Annotated in this window: 17 protein-coding genes and 1 pseudogene; 1 reads left to right on the forward strand and 17 read right to left on the reverse strand. The window is 68.6% G+C overall.

Annotated features, from left to right (window positions below):
* The 4 genes from AABA78_RS37095 to AABA78_RS37110 all read right to left on the reverse strand — a co-directional run bounded on the left by AABA78_RS37095 (nucleotide 1) and on the right by AABA78_RS37110 (nucleotide 3,550).
* Complete coding sequence (locus tag AABA78_RS37095; RefSeq protein ID WP_338270211.1) at nucleotides 1–606, reverse strand: TetR/AcrR family transcriptional regulator; 606 nt, start codon at nucleotides 604–606, stop codon at nucleotides 1–3.
* Nucleotides 607–733: 127 nt separating this feature from the next.
* Nucleotides 734–2,473: a phospholipase D-like domain-containing protein gene (locus AABA78_RS37100; protein ID WP_338270212.1), complete on the reverse strand. Its 1,740-nt coding sequence runs from the start codon at nucleotides 2,471–2,473 to the stop codon at nucleotides 734–736.
* Between the two features lie 105 nt (nucleotides 2,474–2,578).
* The gene (locus AABA78_RS37105; protein WP_171412783.1) at nucleotides 2,579–2,827 is read right to left on the reverse strand and encodes a hypothetical protein; all 249 of its coding nucleotides are present in this window, start codon (nucleotides 2,825–2,827) and stop codon (nucleotides 2,579–2,581) included.
* A gap of 99 nt (nucleotides 2,828–2,926) precedes the next feature.
* Nucleotides 2,927–3,550 carry a hypothetical protein gene (locus AABA78_RS37110; RefSeq protein WP_338270213.1) on the reverse strand — a complete coding sequence of 208 codons (624 nt, stop codon included), beginning with the start codon at nucleotides 3,548–3,550 and terminating at the stop codon, nucleotides 2,927–2,929.
* 76 nt (nucleotides 3,551–3,626) lie between these two features.
* Here AABA78_RS37110 and AABA78_RS37115 point away from each other — a divergent pair, with 76 nt between their 5' ends.
* Nucleotides 3,627–4,640 (forward strand): LysR family transcriptional regulator, encoded by a 1,014-nt coding sequence (locus AABA78_RS37115; RefSeq protein WP_338270214.1) that lies wholly within the window; start codon nucleotides 3,627–3,629, stop codon nucleotides 4,638–4,640.
* 235 nt (nucleotides 4,641–4,875) lie between these two features.
* On the opposite strand, the gene AABA78_RS37120 is transcribed toward AABA78_RS37115, so the two are convergent.
* The 13 genes and pseudogenes from AABA78_RS37120 to AABA78_RS37180 form a co-directional block, all read right to left on the reverse strand.
* Nucleotides 4,876–5,040 (reverse strand): hypothetical protein, encoded by a 165-nt coding sequence (locus tag AABA78_RS37120; protein WP_338270215.1) that lies wholly within the window; start codon nucleotides 5,038–5,040, stop codon nucleotides 4,876–4,878.
* 59 nt (nucleotides 5,041–5,099) lie between these two features.
* Nucleotides 5,100–5,708: an iron-containing redox enzyme family protein gene (locus tag AABA78_RS37125; RefSeq protein ID WP_338270216.1), complete on the reverse strand. Its 609-nt coding sequence runs from the start codon at nucleotides 5,706–5,708 to the stop codon at nucleotides 5,100–5,102.
* 2 nt (nucleotides 5,709–5,710) lie between these two features.
* The gene (locus AABA78_RS37130) at nucleotides 5,711–6,940 is read right to left on the reverse strand and encodes a CapA family protein (protein ID WP_338270218.1); all 1,230 of its coding nucleotides are present in this window, start codon (nucleotides 6,938–6,940) and stop codon (nucleotides 5,711–5,713) included.
* Nucleotides 6,937–7,842, reverse strand: coding sequence for a fatty acid desaturase family protein (locus tag AABA78_RS37135; protein ID WP_338270219.1), 906 nt, complete (start codon nucleotides 7,840–7,842; stop codon nucleotides 6,937–6,939). The genes AABA78_RS37130 and AABA78_RS37135 overlap by 4 nt, the downstream gene beginning before the upstream one ends.
* An 84-nt stretch (nucleotides 7,843–7,926) precedes the next feature.
* Nucleotides 7,927–8,538: a methyltransferase family protein gene (locus tag AABA78_RS37140; protein WP_338270220.1), complete on the reverse strand. Its 612-nt coding sequence runs from the start codon at nucleotides 8,536–8,538 to the stop codon at nucleotides 7,927–7,929.
* On the reverse strand, nucleotides 8,535–9,809 hold the full coding sequence (locus tag AABA78_RS37145) for a hypothetical protein (RefSeq protein ID WP_338270222.1): 1,275 nt from the start codon (nucleotides 9,807–9,809) through the stop codon (nucleotides 8,535–8,537). Before AABA78_RS37145 ends, AABA78_RS37140 begins: the two co-directional genes overlap by 4 nt.
* Entirely contained in the window at nucleotides 9,782–10,810 is a 1,029-nt protein-coding gene (locus tag AABA78_RS37150; protein ID WP_338270223.1) for a hypothetical protein, read from the reverse strand. Before AABA78_RS37150 ends, AABA78_RS37145 begins: the two co-directional genes overlap by 28 nt.
* Before the next feature lie 279 nt (nucleotides 10,811–11,089).
* Complete coding sequence (locus tag AABA78_RS37155) at nucleotides 11,090–11,398, reverse strand: SRPBCC domain-containing protein (protein WP_338270224.1); 309 nt, start codon at nucleotides 11,396–11,398, stop codon at nucleotides 11,090–11,092.
* A 104-nt stretch (nucleotides 11,399–11,502) separates the two neighbouring features.
* Nucleotides 11,503–11,670: pseudogene (locus AABA78_RS37160) on the reverse strand (transposase domain-containing protein); the annotation flags it as partial.
* Nucleotides 11,633–11,902 carry a TetR/AcrR family transcriptional regulator gene (locus AABA78_RS37165; protein WP_338270232.1) on the reverse strand — a complete coding sequence of 90 codons (270 nt, stop codon included), beginning with the start codon at nucleotides 11,900–11,902 and terminating at the stop codon, nucleotides 11,633–11,635. The pseudogene AABA78_RS37160 and the gene AABA78_RS37165, both read right to left, overlap by 38 nt.
* Before the next feature lie 201 nt (nucleotides 11,903–12,103).
* Nucleotides 12,104–13,639 (reverse strand): hypothetical protein, encoded by a 1,536-nt coding sequence (locus AABA78_RS37170; protein WP_338270225.1) that lies wholly within the window; start codon nucleotides 13,637–13,639, stop codon nucleotides 12,104–12,106.
* A gap of 699 nt (nucleotides 13,640–14,338) precedes the next feature.
* The gene (locus AABA78_RS37175) at nucleotides 14,339–16,030 is read right to left on the reverse strand and encodes a hypothetical protein (RefSeq protein ID WP_338270226.1); all 1,692 of its coding nucleotides are present in this window, start codon (nucleotides 16,028–16,030) and stop codon (nucleotides 14,339–14,341) included.
* A 404-nt stretch (nucleotides 16,031–16,434) separates the two neighbouring features.
* Nucleotides 16,435–16,959, reverse strand: coding sequence for a DUF1993 domain-containing protein (locus AABA78_RS37180; protein ID WP_338270227.1), 525 nt, complete (start codon nucleotides 16,957–16,959; stop codon nucleotides 16,435–16,437).
* Between the last annotated feature and the right edge of the window lie 490 nt (nucleotides 16,960–17,449).

Consider the following 17,449-nt stretch of genomic DNA (forward strand, 5'->3'; position numbering starts at 1 on the left):
TCATGGCCGGTCCAGGTAATGGAGGACCGTCCGGATGACTTCGCCCTTGGCGCGATCAACCGTGAAGGGAGGGCGCGCCTGGGGCACAGCGTGTATCAGCGCCTCGACCAGGTGAGGCAGGACGAACAACATCCGGTCGCCCGCATGCGGGCGGGACGTCCCGACCTCGGGCGATGGAATCACCCGCTCGAAGGCCATCTGAAGGGCTTGCTTGAACCCGAGCGAGGAAGCCGGGACCGCGGCGGAGATCATCTCGTGGAGCTCAGGCTCTACGAGGTGGGCATCCGCCAGTCCTTCCACCAGGCAGGCCGCGAACTCGTCGAGGGTGCTCGAAGCGCATTGCGCCACGGCACGTTCCATTCGGTGTTTCACATCCTCCACATGGCGCTCATGGAGGGCATTGAAGATGGCCTGCTTGTCCGGGAAGTACTGGTACAGAGAGCCGATGCTGACCCCCGCCACCTCCGCGATGCGGTTGGTGGTGACCGCGCCGGCTCCGTGCCTCTTGAGCACTCTGGGGACGGCATCAAGGACGGCCTCCACCGTCTGCCGCGAGCGCTCCTGCCGCGGCTGACGACGGCTCTGCGTGCTCTCTTCGTTCTTCATCCGCGGACCTGTTCAGGGACGACCACGCAAGTGACAGCTCAAGCCACCGAACGCCAGGCGAACAGCAGTTGGAACCTTGTAGATACGTGAAAGTACGATCTGGTGCCAACAGCCCCGCGTCCCACCCTCACCAGAACCGCCACGTCGCCTTGGAGTAGAGCCAGGCCTTGGGACTGCCCACGAGGGTCACTTCCGCTGAGTGCAGGAAGTCCCCGAAGCTCAGGGGCAGCATGTAGGAGTGCACGGGCCGGAGCCTGCGCGCCACGCGGTCTTGCTCGTTCTTGGCGGCCTTCGTGGCGTAGTTGTCGACGGTGAGGCCCTGCTGCCAATGCTCGAAGAGACGCTCGCGGATGCCGCGCACCGTCTCCTCTCCGGTGACCATCGCGGTGATCTCGCCGTCATATTCCATGCTGCGGTAGGTCCAGTTCGACGAACCGACGAAGGCGACCTGATCGTCGAAGAGCGCCAGCTTGCTGTGGACGTAGGGCCATTGCGGCTTCTTCGCGTTCGCGGCGTTCCTCGGCAATACCTCACTGCCTGCCAGGTCCGTGCTGATGGGACCGTACATGACGGTCGGTGCTTCGAGTTCCGCGATGTCATCGAAGCTGCATGACTTCGTCTGACCGCCCTCGCTCCACGTGAAAGTCCCGTTCTCGGCACTCACGAACTTCGCGGTGGCCGGGTCCAACACCTGCTCTTCATCCTCCGTGGCGCCGAGCGCGATCTCATGGGTGGTGACGATGCGCACGTGGGTGAAGCGCGGAAGCGAGAGTTGGACGAACGTGTAGTACTCCATCGGCGACCAGGAGATGGGCGTGCTGTAGTACGGGTTCTTCGGGTGGGTCACGAGCACGATGACCTTGAGGTCCTTCTTCTCCGCCATCCGCTTGGAGAGCGCCGCCACGAGCGCGGGGTCCGTCAGCGCGTAGTTCTCCAGGTAGATGTACTTCGTCGCGACCTTGATCCTTTCGATGACGAGGTCGCGGATGTCGTTCTCCCGTGTGAACGGCTCACCATTCGTCGTGGCGATGGTGACCCCCGTATTCCAACCGTTAACCAGCCGCTGCGCGGTCTGCTTCTTGGAGCCGTGATGGATGAAGCCCTGGTCCTCGAGCCTGGCAGGGAGCGTGTCGCCGCCGTACCAGTACTGCTTGTTCCAGCGCCGCAGCCACTCGGTCTGGACGGCATGAGCGGCGGGGCCTTCGATGAGGACCGCCGTGTCGTGCCAGCGCTCGCCGACCAGGCCGTGGTCGGTCTTGGCCGAATAGGACTCGTTGATGTTGAAGCCCCCGAGCAACGCCTCGAGCCTTCCGGCATGGGAGCAGACGACGAACTTCTGGTGATTCGACGCGGTGAGGCCGTGCTGCGCGAGCCAGTTCGGACTGTAGGACTCGGCGTAGACCTGCATGTTGGGCGTCGAGCGCGCCCGGAACGACAGCGCCTCCGAGAAGACGCGGGCGCCTCCGCCAAAGCGCAGGAGCCCGGAGTCGAGCGGCTCGTAGCGGATCAGCCCCGTCAGGCTCCCTGCCCAGCGCAGCCAGTTGTAGGGAACACTGATGAGCTTGCGAGGCCACTCCACCGGATTGGCGCCGTTCCAGAGAACGAACTTGACCGGATGCCCCCGCTGCGTGAGCGAGGTGATGGCATTGATGAAGGTGCGGCCCGCGACCCGCGTCGACCTGCTGCCCTGCTGGACGGTCACGGCTGGCAGCTGCGTGTCTGGCTTGCAAAGCCACATGGCCACGAGCACGTACGTCAGCGGGTCGGGATCGAGGAGCTCAATCCGGCAGAGCTGACGGTGCAGCTCCTCGAAAAACTCCTCATCCAACAGGAAGCGGACCCTGTTGCCTTTCGTGGCGTTTCGCATGGTCCTCCAAGTAGTGGCCCACGCTTCACTTTGAGTCAACACTTGAACACTGACGGCAATTGACGCGCTCCGACGCCCTGCCCTACCGGCGCGCGGCCTCCTTCCCTACTCGCGCCGGATCTCGTCCTCGTGCCCCGCCACGCCCACGGGCGGCCGGCGCAGCACCACGGGCTGGGCGAGCCCTGGCAGGAAGCTCAGGTTGGAGGGAACGTTGTTCCCCTCCGCCAGCGTCGCGGCCGCATGACAGGACACGCACGAGCCCGTGTTGAAGGGGTTCTTGGGGTCGTAGAAGGTCTGCAGGTAGGTCTCCACCACGGAGTTGGAGAGATAGCTCGGCACGGCGTTGCTGGGCACGCGTCGTCACACTCGCCCTTCGCGTCCCAGCCCCAGGAGCTGGCCGCGCTGCTGGACGGCCTTCGTTGAAGCAGCGCCCTCGGAAGCTGGACAGGCCGGTCAGTGGGAGGGGGCGCGCTTGAGCGCCACCTGGAGCTCGGTCGGCAGGTGGGTGGCGTCGGGGTTGCAGCCGCCGCTGGCCGGCCGGGCTCCGAAGAACAGCTCATCCCCCACGACCTTCACGACGTCCTGCTCCCAGGGGCAGGTGTTGAAGGAGAAGACCGCCGAACAGCCGTTGGTGCTGGTGACGTCCTGCTCCTTGCCCACCGCCCACTTCTGGGTGCCACACGTCCCGGGGGCCGCGGTGTTGAGGTACTGCGCGAAGCCGTCCGCCAGGGGCGTGATCTTCAGCGTCGAGAAGATGAAGTGCGCGGGCGACGCGCCCTGGGTCGCGCCCGCCGTGGTGACCGGCTGCGAGCGCACGACGTACGGGCCGGTGATGACCACGCGGGACATCTTCTGGGCCTCGTTGCACGTCGCGTCCATGTAGAAGGTGATGACCGCCTTCGAGTCCGACCTGGAATACGTGAAGTCTCGCTTCACGTAGTACTTCTGGTCGCCCCCGCCCGGCCGGACCTCGCACTGCGTGGACTTCCAGTGGCCCACGATGCTGGGGGGCTCAGCGGCGAAGGCCTGGGTGGCGAGGCACAGCGTGGCGATGGCGGCGAAAGAAAGACCCTTCATGGTGGCTCCTGGGCTTGGGGACACGCGAAAGGTAGCCTCAGGATGTGATTGAACAGCTTGAAAAGTCGTCACCCCCATGATGAACAACCTTCACATCGACGTCCGCGACCTCAACCTCTTCGTCTTCCTGGACGCCGTCCTCTCCGAGGGCAGCAACCGCGCCGCCGCGACCCGGCTGGGCGTGAGCCAGTCCGCGGTGAGCCACGCGCTGGCCCGGCTGCGCCACCGACTGGCGGACCCCCTGGTCATCCCCACGAACGGGCGCATGGTGCCCACGCCCCTCGCGGAGTCCCTGGCGCCCGTGCTCCGCTCGGCCCTGGAGCAGCTCCGGGGCGCGCTGCACGGCGCGCGCAGGTTCGACCCGGCCACGGCGCAGCGCACCTTCTGGCTGTCGTCGGCGGACCTGGCCGGCATGGTGGTGCTTCCCCCGCTGATGCGGGAGCTCACCCACGTGGCGTCAGGCGTGTCCGTGCGCGTGCGCGGACCCGGCGAAGGGATGGAGGAGGCGCTGGAGCGGGGCAGCCTGGACGTGGCGCTCGGCGTCTTCGGGGACATGCCCGCGGCCTTCCGCGTCCAGGCCCTCTTCCAGGAGCGGTTCATCTGCCTCGCCCGGGAGGGCCATCCCATCACGCGGGGGCGGATGACGCTCGGGCGCTACCTGGAGCACGGTCACATCAGCGTGTCGCCCCTGGGGAGGCCGGGCAGCATGGTGGACGACGCGCTCGCCCGCCTGGGCCGGTCCCGCGAGGTGCGGGTGGCGGTGCCGCACTTCTTCCTGGCCCTCTTCATGGTGGCGCAGACGGACCTGCTGCTCATCGCTCCGGAACGCATGTCGCTCCTGATGGCGCCCGCGTTCCGCTTGAAGCTGCTGCGTCCTCCCCTGGAGCTCGCGAACTTCACCGTGAGCCAGCTCTGGCACGAGCGCATGCAGCACGACCCCGCGCATGCGTGGCTGCGCAAGGCCATCGCGGACGCAAGCCGTCAGCCCGCGTCCACGACGCCCCCCGGAACCATGGCTCCGTCTCCCGTCGGCCCCTCGCTGGAGAAACGCGGACCCCGGCCCCTCAGGCTCCCGAGACAACCCGCCTGACGGGCTCGAAGCGCTGGGGGGCGAGATGGGCTGGCCGTTGAGGATGTTCCACGGGCATTGTGCACTGCCCCCAATGTTCCCCTCCAGTGGGGATGAGAACGGGACGAGGCGGGACGAGACGGGACGGAGCGGGGGAACGATCCGGTGTGAGCTCAAGGCGTTGGCCGGTAACAGCGCGACCTGCTTGGGGTTTGCTTCCGTCTTGATGCGGGTTCGATTCCCGCCGCCTTCACAATCAGAAGCCCAGCAACCTCACCGGGTTGCTGGGCTTTTCTCTGGCCGCGTGACCGCATGTGAGCTCATCCACCAGGAACTCCGGCGCAACGGCGTCGTTCTCCCCCGGCGCGTGCAGCGGCTCCAAGAACTCCTGATGCGTCATGCCGAGGTCGGGTGCTGACAAGCGGCGGGCTTCCCAGACTCGGGGAGGGGCTTGACCCTGGCGGGCCCGCAGGGCCCGGCCTATGCCTCCGCGAGCGCCCGGCGATGGATGGCCACCCAGAAGTCCGCCGCCTGGCGCGCGCCGTCCAGCAGGGGCTCGGGGCCGTGCGCACCGAGCGACTCGCAGAGCGCCTGGGCCCGCGCGCCGTGCTCCACGTCCACATCCAGGTGCACGAGCAGGAAGCGCGCCCGCGTCCTGTCCAGGCCGAGCCGCCCCAACCCCTGGCGTGTGTCGCCTCCGAGGTGTCTCGCCACGCCCTCCAGCACGTACAGCGCGCCGAGGAACGAGAGCTGGCGCTCCGCCGGGATGCCTTCCCAGAAGGCGTGGAACGCGGAGACCTCGCGGGGCGTGGCGTCCGACGGCGTGCGCCCGAAGGCCGCGAGGTCCGCCTTCGCGAGCTGGTAGTGGGACTGCTCCTCCGCCGCGAGCTCCGCGAAGAAGGCCTTCAGCTCGGGGAGCGTGGCGCGCTCGGCCGCGAGCCGCAGCCGGTCTCCACTGCGCAGCGTGTAGTGGTACATCATGTCCAGGAAGGCCACGTACCGCTCGGGCGTCACGGCCGGCAGCCAACCCGCGACCTGCCGGGCCATGCCCACGGTGAGCGCCTCCAGCTGCTCCCGCATCGACGCCATCTTCAGTCCCTCCCGGTTGAAATCAGTCCGCCCAGGGTGCGCCGCGCGTGCGCGAGGTGCGGCGCCGCGCGCTCCAGGCTCAGCTCGTCCACCGCCACGACCCCCGCGTCCAGGAAGCCCTCGCCGCCCAGGCCCCGCCCGCACGCCGTGGGCACCGCGCGCACGTCCATGGGGCGCAGGGAGCCCCCCGCGTCCCGCGCGAGCGCGAGCTTCAGCACCGCGCCCGTCTGGCACGCCCGCGTGGGCATGATGCTCAGGAAGTTGCCGAGCGAGTACGCGATGAGCCCCACTCGCGGCGGCCCCCCCCGGCGCACCTGCGCGGGGCACGTGGGGTCCCCGCCGTCGATGGAGACCAGCTCCACGGGCTGCAGCACGTGCGGCGAGGAGCCCAGGAGGATGTCCGCCCCGCGCTCGATGAGGCGGTAGGCGTGCTCGCGCTGGAGGGACTCGGGCCAGTACTCGTACTCGAAGCCCCAGTGCGGCATGAGCACCACGAGGTCCGGCCCCACCGCGCGCGCCGCGTCGATGAGGGCGCCCAGCCGCTCCCAGTCGGGAGTATGCAGCGGGTTGCCCAGGCGCGTCACCGGCACGCCCTCGGGCGGCGCCCCCGCGAGGTGGTTGATGTCATACGTCACCGCGGCCATGCCCAGGCGCACCCCGGCCACATCCAGGACCGCCACCGCGTCCTCCGCCCGGGGGCCTCCGACGCAGCGGTGCTCCGGGCGGGCCAGCACGCTCTGGCGCGTGCGCTCCAGCCCTTCCGCGCCCTGGTCCAGCGCGTGGTTGTTGCACAGCGAGAACACGCGGTGGCGCGCGGTGCCCTCCCACGCGTCCAGGTAGCCCGGCGGCGCGTTGTAGTGGAGCGTCTCGTAGACGCGCCGGGGCACGGGCCGCGCCGGGTCCACGGGCGTCTCCAGGTTGGCGAAGGCCACGTCCGCGTCCGCCATCAGCGCGCGCACGCCCGGGGAGAGGGCCTCGCTAAAGCCGCTGCGAATCCACATCACATCGCCCACGGCGCACAGGTTGAGCGCCGCGGGCGCGTCGGGCTTCCAGCTCCCGGAGGCGAGGTGCCGGGCGACGCGCGCGAAGTGCTCGGCGTCCCCGGTGCGGCGCGGCTCGGGGACGTGGAGGAGGCTCTTGGCGATGTAGCGCAGGTTGAGGTCCCAACGGGACAGCGGCCAGCGGCCGTCCTCGTAGCGGAGGTCCGCGTACAGCTGGCGCAGGGCGTTCATGGGCGCTTTCGTTCCAGGGTGACGAGCCGCACGTCCTCGTCCACGACGGTGGGCCCGGCGAGCAGCGCGCGTCCCATGACGTCGAGGTAGCTGTCGAAGACGGGGGCGCCGCGCGCGAGCAGCCCGGGGCGCAGGTGGGTGTGCAGCCTCGCGAGGTTGTAGCCGGGCACGCGCGGATAGAGGTGGTGGTCCAGGTGGTAGTTGAGCCCGTTCCAGAGGAAGGTGACGAGCCGCGTGCCGCGCACCGTCGTCGCGGTGTGGAAGCGGTCCCCGCGCCACGTGTTGGCGTGGTGGTCCGCGATGGACTTCAGGCCGTTGAGGGGGCTGGCGAAGAGCACCGGCAGCAGCCAGCACTCCACCGCGCCGGGGACGAGCCCGTGCCGCGACAGCAGCCAGAAGAGCCCCGCGTAGAAGCCCGCGTAGCAGAGCAGCACCGCGCCATGGCGGCGCAATCGCGCGCGGGAGAAGTGCTGCAGCGGATAGAGGACGTTGAAGTAGATGAGGCTCAGCGGGATGCCGAGCAGCACGGTGGCGTAGAAGAGCGCGCACAGCCCGAGCGAGCGGCGGCCCGCGTTGTAGGCGTCGGGGTCCTTCTCCGTGCGGTTCCAGCGGTGGTGCGCGAGGTGGTCATGGCGCATGGGCTCGTAGGCGATGCCCACGAGCAGGCTGAGCGCGTTGCCGAAGAGGCGGTTCTGCCACGGCCTCCGGAAGAGGTTGTCGTGCCACGCGTCGTGGTCGAGCTGGATGAGCCCCATCACCGCCCCACCCGCCAGCATCCACAGCGGCAGCTTCACCCAGACGCTGCCCGCGCGGGCAATGGCCACGGCCGCCGCGACCCAGACCCCCAGGTGCAGCGCCGTCATGCCCACCGCGCGCAGGGGGCGGATGCGGAGCAGCTCCACCAACTCGGCGCGGGAGAGGCCGGGCTCCGGGGGCGCGGCACCGGGCGGATCAGCGGGACATAAGAGGGCTGGCTGCATGGCGCGTCAGAAGTAGCGAGGGACGCGCTGGCAATAGCGCGCGTAGGGCTCACCGAGGCGGTCCGCGAGGAACCGCTCCTCCTGGAGCACCAGTTGATGGAAGAGCCCCCCGAGCGCCGCACAGGCGCCCAGCGTCACCGCGGACGGAGCCCAGAGCGAAGCCCCTACGAGGTACAGGTAGGAGAACACGTAGATGGGGTTGCGCGAGTAGCGGTGGAGTCCCCCCTCGTGCAGCTCGGGCCGGGCCTCCCCCGCGTCCACGCCGATGCGGAACGCCGGGCCCATTCCATACTGGGCCCACAGCATGCCCATGAGCCCCACGACACCGGGCACCCAACCCGCGAGCGGAGGAATGGGCAGCAGCGGCCGTCCCCAGGACATGGCGGACCACGCGGGCCAGAACGCGGCCGCGAGCATGGAGCCGGCCCAGAGCAGCGAGACACCGCTGATGCGCCGCGTGACGCGCGTGTGCGCGGAGTCCGCCGCCGCGCGCCGGTAGGCCAGCGGGCTGCGCCCGAAGCGCAGGCGGTAGACGAGGCTGGAGCCCAGGTGCCCCGCGAGCACGTGCAGGGAGATGAAGCCCAGGTACACCCCGGGCGCCTCGCGCAGCCCCATCATGGCGCGAGCACCTCCGCCCGCAGGCCGAAGCCCGAGGACGCCCACCCGGCGACGCGCTCCGTGAAGTCGCGCAGCTCCTCGCGCGTCCAGAGGCCCTGGAAGGCCGCCGTGTTGATGTTGAGCGTGTCCGCGAACGACAGGCCCGTGGCGCCCCAGGTGGCCGTGTGGCTGCGCATGGAGCGGATGCGGAACGGCGCCTCCGTGAAGTGCGTGTCCATCCGTCCCAGGTAGGTGACGACGAGCGTGTTCGTCCGGGGCTCGGCGATGAGCCCGGGACGCGCGTTCTTGCGCAGCACCCGCGCCGGTACGAGCCGGGCCACCGCCATGCACTCCAGCGCCGTCGTCCAGTGCACGCCCTCATCGAGCACCCGCTGCACCTCGGAGCGGAGGAAGCGGGCCAGCTCGCGCGGAGCCTCCAGCCGGGAGCGGACCTCCTTCAGGGAGAGCTCAATCGGCACCGCGGAGCAGCCATTGCCCAGCGTCCGCCCGAGCCCCAGCATCCGCCGCAGGTCCACCGGCATGCGCAGGCGGATGCGTCCGTCCGCCGGGGACTCTCGCAGCGCCACGCCCGCGAGCAGCGCGGAGAAGAAGACCTCCGACGCCTGGAGGTCCGTGTCGCCCTGGGGAAGCGTGAGCCGCGCCGTGGCCAGGAGCGCGTGTCCGGCGGTGTCCCCGCTGCGGCGCAGCCCCATTCCCCGCTGCGCCAGGAGCCGCCGGCGCGGACTCGCGAGCCCCAGCACCCGGCCAGGCTGGCGCAGCGCCGCGAGCAGCACCTTGCCATCCGTGAGCGTCGAGGGCTCCAGCGGGCGCGACTCCGACCCGCGTCCCGCGCAGAGCAACCACAGCCGCTCCAGCAGGTGCGCCAGCGCCTTCGCGTCCCCGATGGCGTGGTGCAACTGGATGCCCAGCAGCCAGGGCCCCTGGGCCGCGTCCACCATGGGATGCAGGTGCAGCCGCAGCGGCACGTCGCGCGTGAGGTCCACCCGCGTGTTGATGATTCGCGCCACGGCGTCGGGCTCGGACAGGGGCTCCGCGCCTTCCACCAGGACCGCGTCCACCTCCACGTCCCCGCGCACCGCGGGCACCCATGCGCGGCGCGCGTCGTTCCAGGCCACGTTGAGGCGCTCGTTCTCCCGCACCAGCGCGCGCAGCCCCCGGCGCAGGAGCGCCACGTCGGGCCTGTCCTCCAGCCGCAGCAGCACCGTGGCCCAGATGGTGGCGACCTCGCCGTCCAGCCGCGCCATCACCGTGTCGACGAAGTTCGCGCGCATCGCTCCATCCATCCCGCGAAGAGTTCCCGGGCCCGCGCGCCGTCCAGCCGGGCGCGGCTCACGACTTCGCACGCGGCCCTCGGGTCCGCCACGTACTGGAAGACGAGTTCATCCGGCTCACGCTGGTGGAGGCGGATGCCCGTCGGAAGAAAGCCGGCCGCGAGGAGCACCGGCGTCCCCTCGGCCACCCACTGGGGCTCGCCCATGGGCAGGTGGATGAGGTCCACACGCGCCCGCTCCGACGTGAGCGCCTCGGTGCCCTCCGCGCTGAAGCCCACGAGGACCCGCCGCTCCAGACGCAGCGAAGCGTTCCATTCGAGCGGACGCAGCACGGCGCCCTCCCTCCATGCCCGGCGCTCCAGCGGCGTGAAGGCCACCGACTCCGCGAGCCCCACCCCGGCCAGGATGGACGCGAGCCACTCCCCCCACGGGCCCTCGGGCAGGTAGCGCCGGCGTGGCGGCGGGGGCGCGAGCACTGTCGTCATCGCCAATGCCTGCATGGGCACGCCCAGGCCCTCCTCCACGCCAATCACCGTCTCGCCCCGCGTGTAGTTGACGACGAGGCCCATGGGCCTTGCCCGCATGAAGCGCGAGGCGTAGCGCTGCGCCATGACGTGCAGCGTGGAGGTGTTCTGGTGCAGGAAGCCCACCCAGCGCCCGAGCCGCTCCAGCAGCGAGCCCCACAGCGCCTCGTGCTCGGCGCGGCCCGTGAGGGTGCGGCGGCTCGGCAGCGCCACGGAGAGCCCCGAGTCCAGCGAGTCCCGCCCCGGCCTGCGCCACAGGCCCGTGTGCCACAGCAGCGCCCCCCGCGCGTCGAACTCGCCGAGGCTCAGCAGCGCCCCGTCCCTCCAGAGCCGCACGGCGCCGCCGGGCTCGTAGAGGAACGGGTAGGAGTACGTCTCCGCGTAGCGCGCGTGAAGCAGCTCGCGGAAGGCCGGCTCATCGGGCTCGGCCAGCCAGCGCGTGTGCTCGCTGGGGTTGGCGGCGCGAAGGTCGTCCATCAGGGAAACAGCTCGGTCCCGGCCCATGCGCGCTAGCAATGCATCATTGAGGCCAGCCGGGAAGTCCCCGCTCCCGCCCGGACGCAACCTCGCTCGCCCAGCCTCTCGTGCATTGCCTGGCACACGGGTGTGCAGCCCCCTGCACACCCGAGGCGCATCAGAGAGGGATGGGGCGGCACAACGATCCGACGTAAGAGCAAGGCAATCGTGCTCGCCTGGCTTCGCTCTCTCGTCGTCGAGGAGTGAAGCGCCAGTCGGCCGACCGCGGGAGCGAGGACTTCAAGCCCGTCCTGCGCTCGCGCCCAGGGTGACGAGGAACTCGTCCAGCTGCTCGAACGTCTCGACCAGCCCATCCGCCGCCCCGCCGGCAGCGTCGAGCGCATCCTTCGAGGGGTAGAGCTCGCTCACGACCAGCAGCGTCTTGTCCCCTTTTTCCTCGAAGGTCACCGTGGTGACGGACGTGTTGTCACCCCCTTCCTCATTGGTCCAGACGAGGAGCGAGTGCGGTGTCACTTCGGTGTACGTCCCGAAGAACGCCATCCCCTGGCCGAACACCAGACTGTATTTGCCCCCGGTACGAACATCCATCTCGCAGGAGACCAGTAACCGTCCGGCCAACGACGTGCCGGATCGCTTGAAAGCAGACGGGAGGCATGCGGTGACGCGCGGCGCGATGGATGGAGCCGGATGCTTCAGGACGCGTCGGCTGCGCGCAGACGCTTCCACTCGTGCGGCAGCAACTCGCCGATGCGCGCGTTCGGGTGCGTCTGGACACGCAGCAGCACGTCGGCGAGGTAGGCCTCGGGATTGACGCCGTTGGCCTCACAGGTGGCGACGAGGGCGTAGAGGCCGGCGAGGTTCTAACTCGTCGATGGTGCTCGAGGCGCATTGTGCCACGGCACGTTCCATTCTGTGTTTCACATCCTCCACATGGCGCTCATACAGGGCATTGAAGATGGCCTGCTTGTCCGGGAAGTACTGATACAGAGAGCCGATGCTGACCCCCGCCACCTCCGCGATGCGGTTGGTGGTGACCGCTCCGGCCCCGTGCCTCTTGAGCACTCTGGGGACGGCATCGAGGACGGCCTGCACCGTCTGCCGCAAGCGCTCCTGCCGCGGCTGGCGGCGGCTCTGCGTGCTCTCTTCGTTCTTCCTCCGCGGACCTGTTCAGGGACGACCACGCCAGGGACAGCTCAAGCCACCGAACGCCAGGCGAACGGGACTCGGAACCATGTGAATACTTGAAAGTACGCTCTGGTGCCAATGGGGGGCGCAGGTGCGAGTTCCCAATGCCTACGCCGAGGCCCGGGCCGCCGCCGCGAACGAGTGGAGTGCCTCCAGCAGCTTCAACCCCGGGTAGAAGTTGTCCGCCGCGCACGGCAGGGACAGGATGGCCTGGGGCTCCTGGCCCAGGAACAAGTAGAAGTGGCCGCCCTCGACCTGGTAGCGAAAGATCGCGCCGTACGGAACCAGCTGCTCGCGGTCCACGTGGAGGAGCCTCGAAATCCGAATCACCAGTCCCTCCTGGGTGAAGCGGGCCTTGGAACCCCATGGGATGTCCTCGCCCCGCTTGAAGCGCTCGACCAGCCGGGTGGCGACAACCCTCGTCACGTGCTCGCGCAATGTTTCCAGTGCCACGTCATCAGCGCCGCCTTGCGAAAAGGTCATGGCCTTGCGACCCGGGCCCGGCGTGAAGCGCATGGAAACCTTCGTGCCCATGAAGACGCCGTTTTGGTAGATGCGCACCTTGGCGCACTGGAAGCTCGTGAGCTCTGAGTAGAACAGTGTGCGCCAGCGGAGTTTCTTCCCACTGACGCCCAGCTCATGCGCGCGGAACTCCTGGCGCGAGAAGTAGAGGAGCAGCGCGGCGATCCCCCAGAGAACGCCCGTGACGGCGACGAACCCGAAGCTGATCCCCATCCCCGCGCCAACGAAGATCGCGACCAGCGCCACAAGCGTCGCGGCAGCCCGGGCGTCGTCGCTCACCTTGCGCTGGAACAAAACCCGCCCCAGGGAATCGTCCGTGGACTGCGCGCGCTCCGAGCGCGGAGGACGATCCTGGGTCCGCACCGCCTGCTGCGCCAGGAGACAGAGCTGCCGGGCGTTGGGGCTGTCATCGTCAATGGAAAAGAAGGGCAGCGTCTCCCCCTCCCGCCAGAAGGAGACCTTGTCGTCGAAGGAGCTGACGCGGGCCAGTTCACGCAGCGGCACCGCGTCCTGCCCGTCCAGGATCAGTCCTCGATTTTCGAGCGTCCAGCCCTGACCACGCAGGGCATCGCCCGCCCCGAGCCTCGCACTCGCCGCATCCGCGAGCTTGTGCAGGAGCTGGTCGAGGACGGGACCGAAGGTGTCCTGTGTGTTTGCCTCCGTGAGTTGGAAGAACAGGGTCTTGTACCCCCTCCAGGTGACCTCCATCTGACGCAGGAACTGGTCGTGACGGCCATCGAAGAGCGTTCGGTGCTGCTTGAGGGAGAAGGACTGGACCTCGGAGAAGGGGATGCGCAAGTCGGTGCCCCTCCGCGAGATGACGATGCCTTGCTCATAAAGGGCGAAACCGCAGCGCAGGGCGGCACGCCTGGCGAGAGAGAAACCGGCGAAAGCGACTGACGACAAGCCACACACCAAGGCGAAGTTGAACAGGACGGGGGCGGTGTCGGGCTGCCGGGCCCTGTCCATGGCAATGGATGCGGCGGACCCGCAGAAGAGCAATCCAAGCGCCAGCAGGATGAGGGAGCCCCTGATGACTTGGTACGGAGGGGGTGGCAACTCCATCCGCGCGACGATCACCGCGCCCAAGCCGTGCTGGCCCGTGCTGCTCTGTGCACTCAATGACATTTCAACCCCCTGGAAGGCATCACGCCCTGTCGCTCCCACCCTGGCATTCCCACTCGGGACAGGGAGCGCGCAATCCGGAGTGGGAGCAACCCACTTGCCGAAGCCGGTCAACAGGCATGCTACCACGAAGACATCCGGAGTTTGTCTGACGGAGAGGGTGCACCAAGCCTTGATCGTGTCCCTTGTCTCCCAGATGGACACGATCCCCTGGCGGATCGGGCGCCCCAATTCATCGGGGCGCCCGAGCATAGGAAGGACAGACGCCCTCATGGGCGTATACCCAACCCAACCGCGCAACCTGGAGGAAGGGCAAGGAGGGTCGAGCAGGAGCCCCTTCTCCGTGGCCTCACGCAGCGTCCCCAGACGGCGAACATCAGCCTGGACGCGAGCTCCTCCCGCGAGCCCGGGGGACACACCACGGTGCCGTTCGGATCCACCGCGTGAAGTCCCAGCCGCGCTCGGTTGGGATGAACCGTGCGGCGTCTTCCGGCCAGGGATTCCAGGCGTCCGGGGGGCGCACCCGTCCCGGCTCCAGGTCGGATGAACTGCGGAAGCGCGGCTGTCCGGTCATGATGTCCCAGATGGCGAGGCCGTCGTCCTCCACCACCACGAGCGGATTGCAAAGGCTTTCCGCTCAGGCGCGCGGGGCACCAGCGGATGCCCTCACTGTCTTCGTAGATCCGGGCCCCTTCCCTACTCGCGCCGGATTTCGTCCTCGTGCCCCGCCACGCCCACGGGCGGCCGGCGCAGCACCACGGGCTGGGCGAGCCCTGGCAGGAAGCTCAGGTTGGAGGGAACGTTGTTCCCCTCCGCCAGCGTCGCGGCCGCATGGCAGGACACGCACGAGCCCGTGTTGAAGGGGTTCTTGGGGTCGTAGAAGGTCTGCAGGTAGGTCTCCACCACGGAGTTGGAGAGATAGCTCGGCACGGCGTTGCTGGGCACGCGCGGGTTCGGAGTATCAGTGAGGCTCGCGCCCCACTGCGTGCCCACCAGCATGTAGTTCTGGAACACGGAGCCCACCCGCGCGAGCTGGGCGCGCCACTGCACGTTGAGCTGCTGCGTCAGGGGATAGACGCTCCAGCAGCGGGAGATCTGCGTGCCGACGGTGACCGTCTTCCCCTGGCTGTTGGCCGTGACCTGATAGGCCTTGGCGAAGGGCTGCGTGGGATTCCAGTAGAAGTGCCCGCCCGCCGAGGCCGTGGGCGGCTGGTTGGTCTTGCAGTCCGGTGACAGGCATTGCGGGTTGAAATACGAGTAGTTCGTTCCCGACGGCGCCTGGAGCACCGGACAGTCGAGCTGGTTGAACGCCGCGCAGGTGCCCGGGGACGTCGGGTCGCACGGCTGGGAGGCCATCGGCACGTTGTCGACGTGCTCGAAGGTGGTCCAGAACCACTCGGGCTTCAGCGCATTCTGGGTGACGGGGTTCTTCTGCATGATGTGCATGGCGACGAGCCCCAGGTCGACGGTGGCGCAGATGGGCGCGGACGCCGCCCCGGAGCTGGCGCGCACCAGGTCGGGCGCCACGGTCAGCATCGCCGTGACGACATAGAAGCGCTTCTGGTTCTCCGCGTGCCGGGCCGGGTCGAGTACCCGCCACGCCGCCTTGATTTCAATGGCCCCCGTGGCGGCGCCCTGGTCCCCCACCGCGGGGAAATCCACCGTGCCCCCTCCCTTGATGAGGTTCTGCTGGCCCTGCTGGGTGGTCAGGTTCCAGCCCGTGTTTCCGCCTGGCGCCTGGAGGTAGGTGACCTCCACGCCGTTGAGCCGCCGCTCGTAGAGGGTCCAGTTGCCGGAGACGTCGATGGCGGGCTCGCCCGTGGCGGCCTGGATGTACTCCTCGTTGTGCGCCTCCGGGTTGCCCTGGCCGTCCGAGCCAATCGCGAAGACAGGCATCCCCGCGGGCGCGTCGCAGCGTGCGACCACTGGGGCATTGCCGAACACGTCCGAGACCCGGGGCCAGCCCTGCCACACCCGGAGCCCGTTGCCCTGCAACCCCTGGCTCGCCGGCGAGCCCTGCTGCCCCTGGGCCCAGTTCAACGCAATGAAGGTCTGCCAGGAGAGGTTGTCGAACGGGGTCTGCGGGTCGTTCTTCGCCGACGTCGGCAGCTGGCCGATGATGCCGTTGTACGCGACGGTCTGCTCGATGGCCGGATCCGGGCCGATGTTGCCCGGGATGACCGGGCAGAGCGGCGAGCCCCCGGGTCGCGGCCCCGCCGCGGAACAATAGACAGCCTGCGGCACGTAGACCGCCTGCGGCACGCGCTCCACCGGGACCGTCCCAGCCCTGGAGCAGGCCGTGACCAATCCCAGTGCGACCGTCGTGAGGAGGTGATGGCCGCGTTCGATGCGAGACCGCTTGGACCCGGGGGTCTTCTTCTGAGCCATGGCATTCCTTGGGCTGAAGGAACAAGGCAGTGCGTCGGGGGGCTGGACGTTGTGTCCCACCGCTCGGCACTGCACGACGCAAGCCACCCACCGCGAAAGCCCGACCTCTGCCCGCGATGCACCCCGTGACGCAGAGAAGTGCGTTCCCGCCGCAAGCCCTTGCGTCCGCGCGAGACGCGGAGGAGCGCTCCGAGTCAGGTGGGCCCGGACGGAGCCCCGGTTTGATGATCTGGTGGGTGTGGGCTCGCCCTCCTGTGCGAACACGGTGCGCAAGGCGCTGACGCAGGACGTGACGGTGGAGTTCACCACCACGCCCACGAAGCTGATCAAGCTCACAGGGCTCGAGTAGGCCGCGGCTTCGATTCCCGCCGCCTCCATCCCGAGATGCCCAACAATCTTGAGGCTCAGGCAGATCGAGTGCGCAGCCGGCCTTCGTAATCACGCTTGCCGATCGGTACACCGCGCGAGCGGAGAATGTCGTAGGCAGTGACGGCGTGGAAATGGAAGTTCGGCAGGGAGAACGAGAGAATGAACGTCTCCGCCGTGAAGGCGAGTTTCCTCGGCCCGATCTGAAGGTCCAGGTCCTTGCCCGCGCATCGGTCGACCTCGTCGGGTGTGAATGCCTCCAGCGCCACTTCCGCTTTGCCCATCATCGCCCGCAGGTCGGCGAAAGGGACCGGTCCGACCAAGGCCGGCGGGGCGAACACACCGGTCTTGAGGGCTTCCACCCCCCACACGGAATGGTGCCATGTGGCTTCGACCTGAAAGTGGAAGGGGGCCATGTCGTCGAAAAGGCGCGCATTCACGAAGTCGTTGGGGTCCGCACCCGTCTCAGCGCAGTGCCTGTCCGCACGGTCCAGAAAGCCTGCGACGGCCCTCACGGTCTGCAGGAAGGTGGGCACGCTGAGGTCGTAGAGTGATGTCGCCATTGGCTTTCCCTCGCATTCTGGCGCTTGCGTTTCCGCCTTTCACCATGCGCCCGAATGACCATGACAGCAAGAACCGGGCGTTCGAAGCCATCCGTGGGATCTACCGCTACGAGGTCTTCGTGAACGCCCAGGGGCGCACATCGCAGGTCGCGGGACGGGCCGGTCGCACTTCAGCCCGTGAGCATCGTGCCTGGCTGAATCAAGGTTCCTGGAGCCCTCATGGCGTGTTCATGGGGGCTCCTCGCCATGGCCCCAGGACTTGCAAAAGCATGGACTGTTGACGATGCAGCCGAACGGCTCGAACGCCAGGGGTTGTCTTTGGAAATCCTGAAACATGCGTATGATCCGGCCTCTACCTTTCTTGTAACCGTTCACCGGCTCATGCTGCGTTTGCGAACTGAGGGGCCTCCGCGAGAGGCAGCAGCGAGGGTGGCAGTAGGCTCCGACGGTGCATGCGCAGCGTGTCCGTCAGGAAGTCCAGCACACCCCG

Origin of the sequence: Corallococcus caeni, from assembly GCF_036245865.1 — a bacterium.
In the GTDB taxonomy this organism is placed as follows: domain Bacteria; phylum Myxococcota; class Myxococcia; order Myxococcales; family Myxococcaceae; genus Corallococcus; species Corallococcus caeni.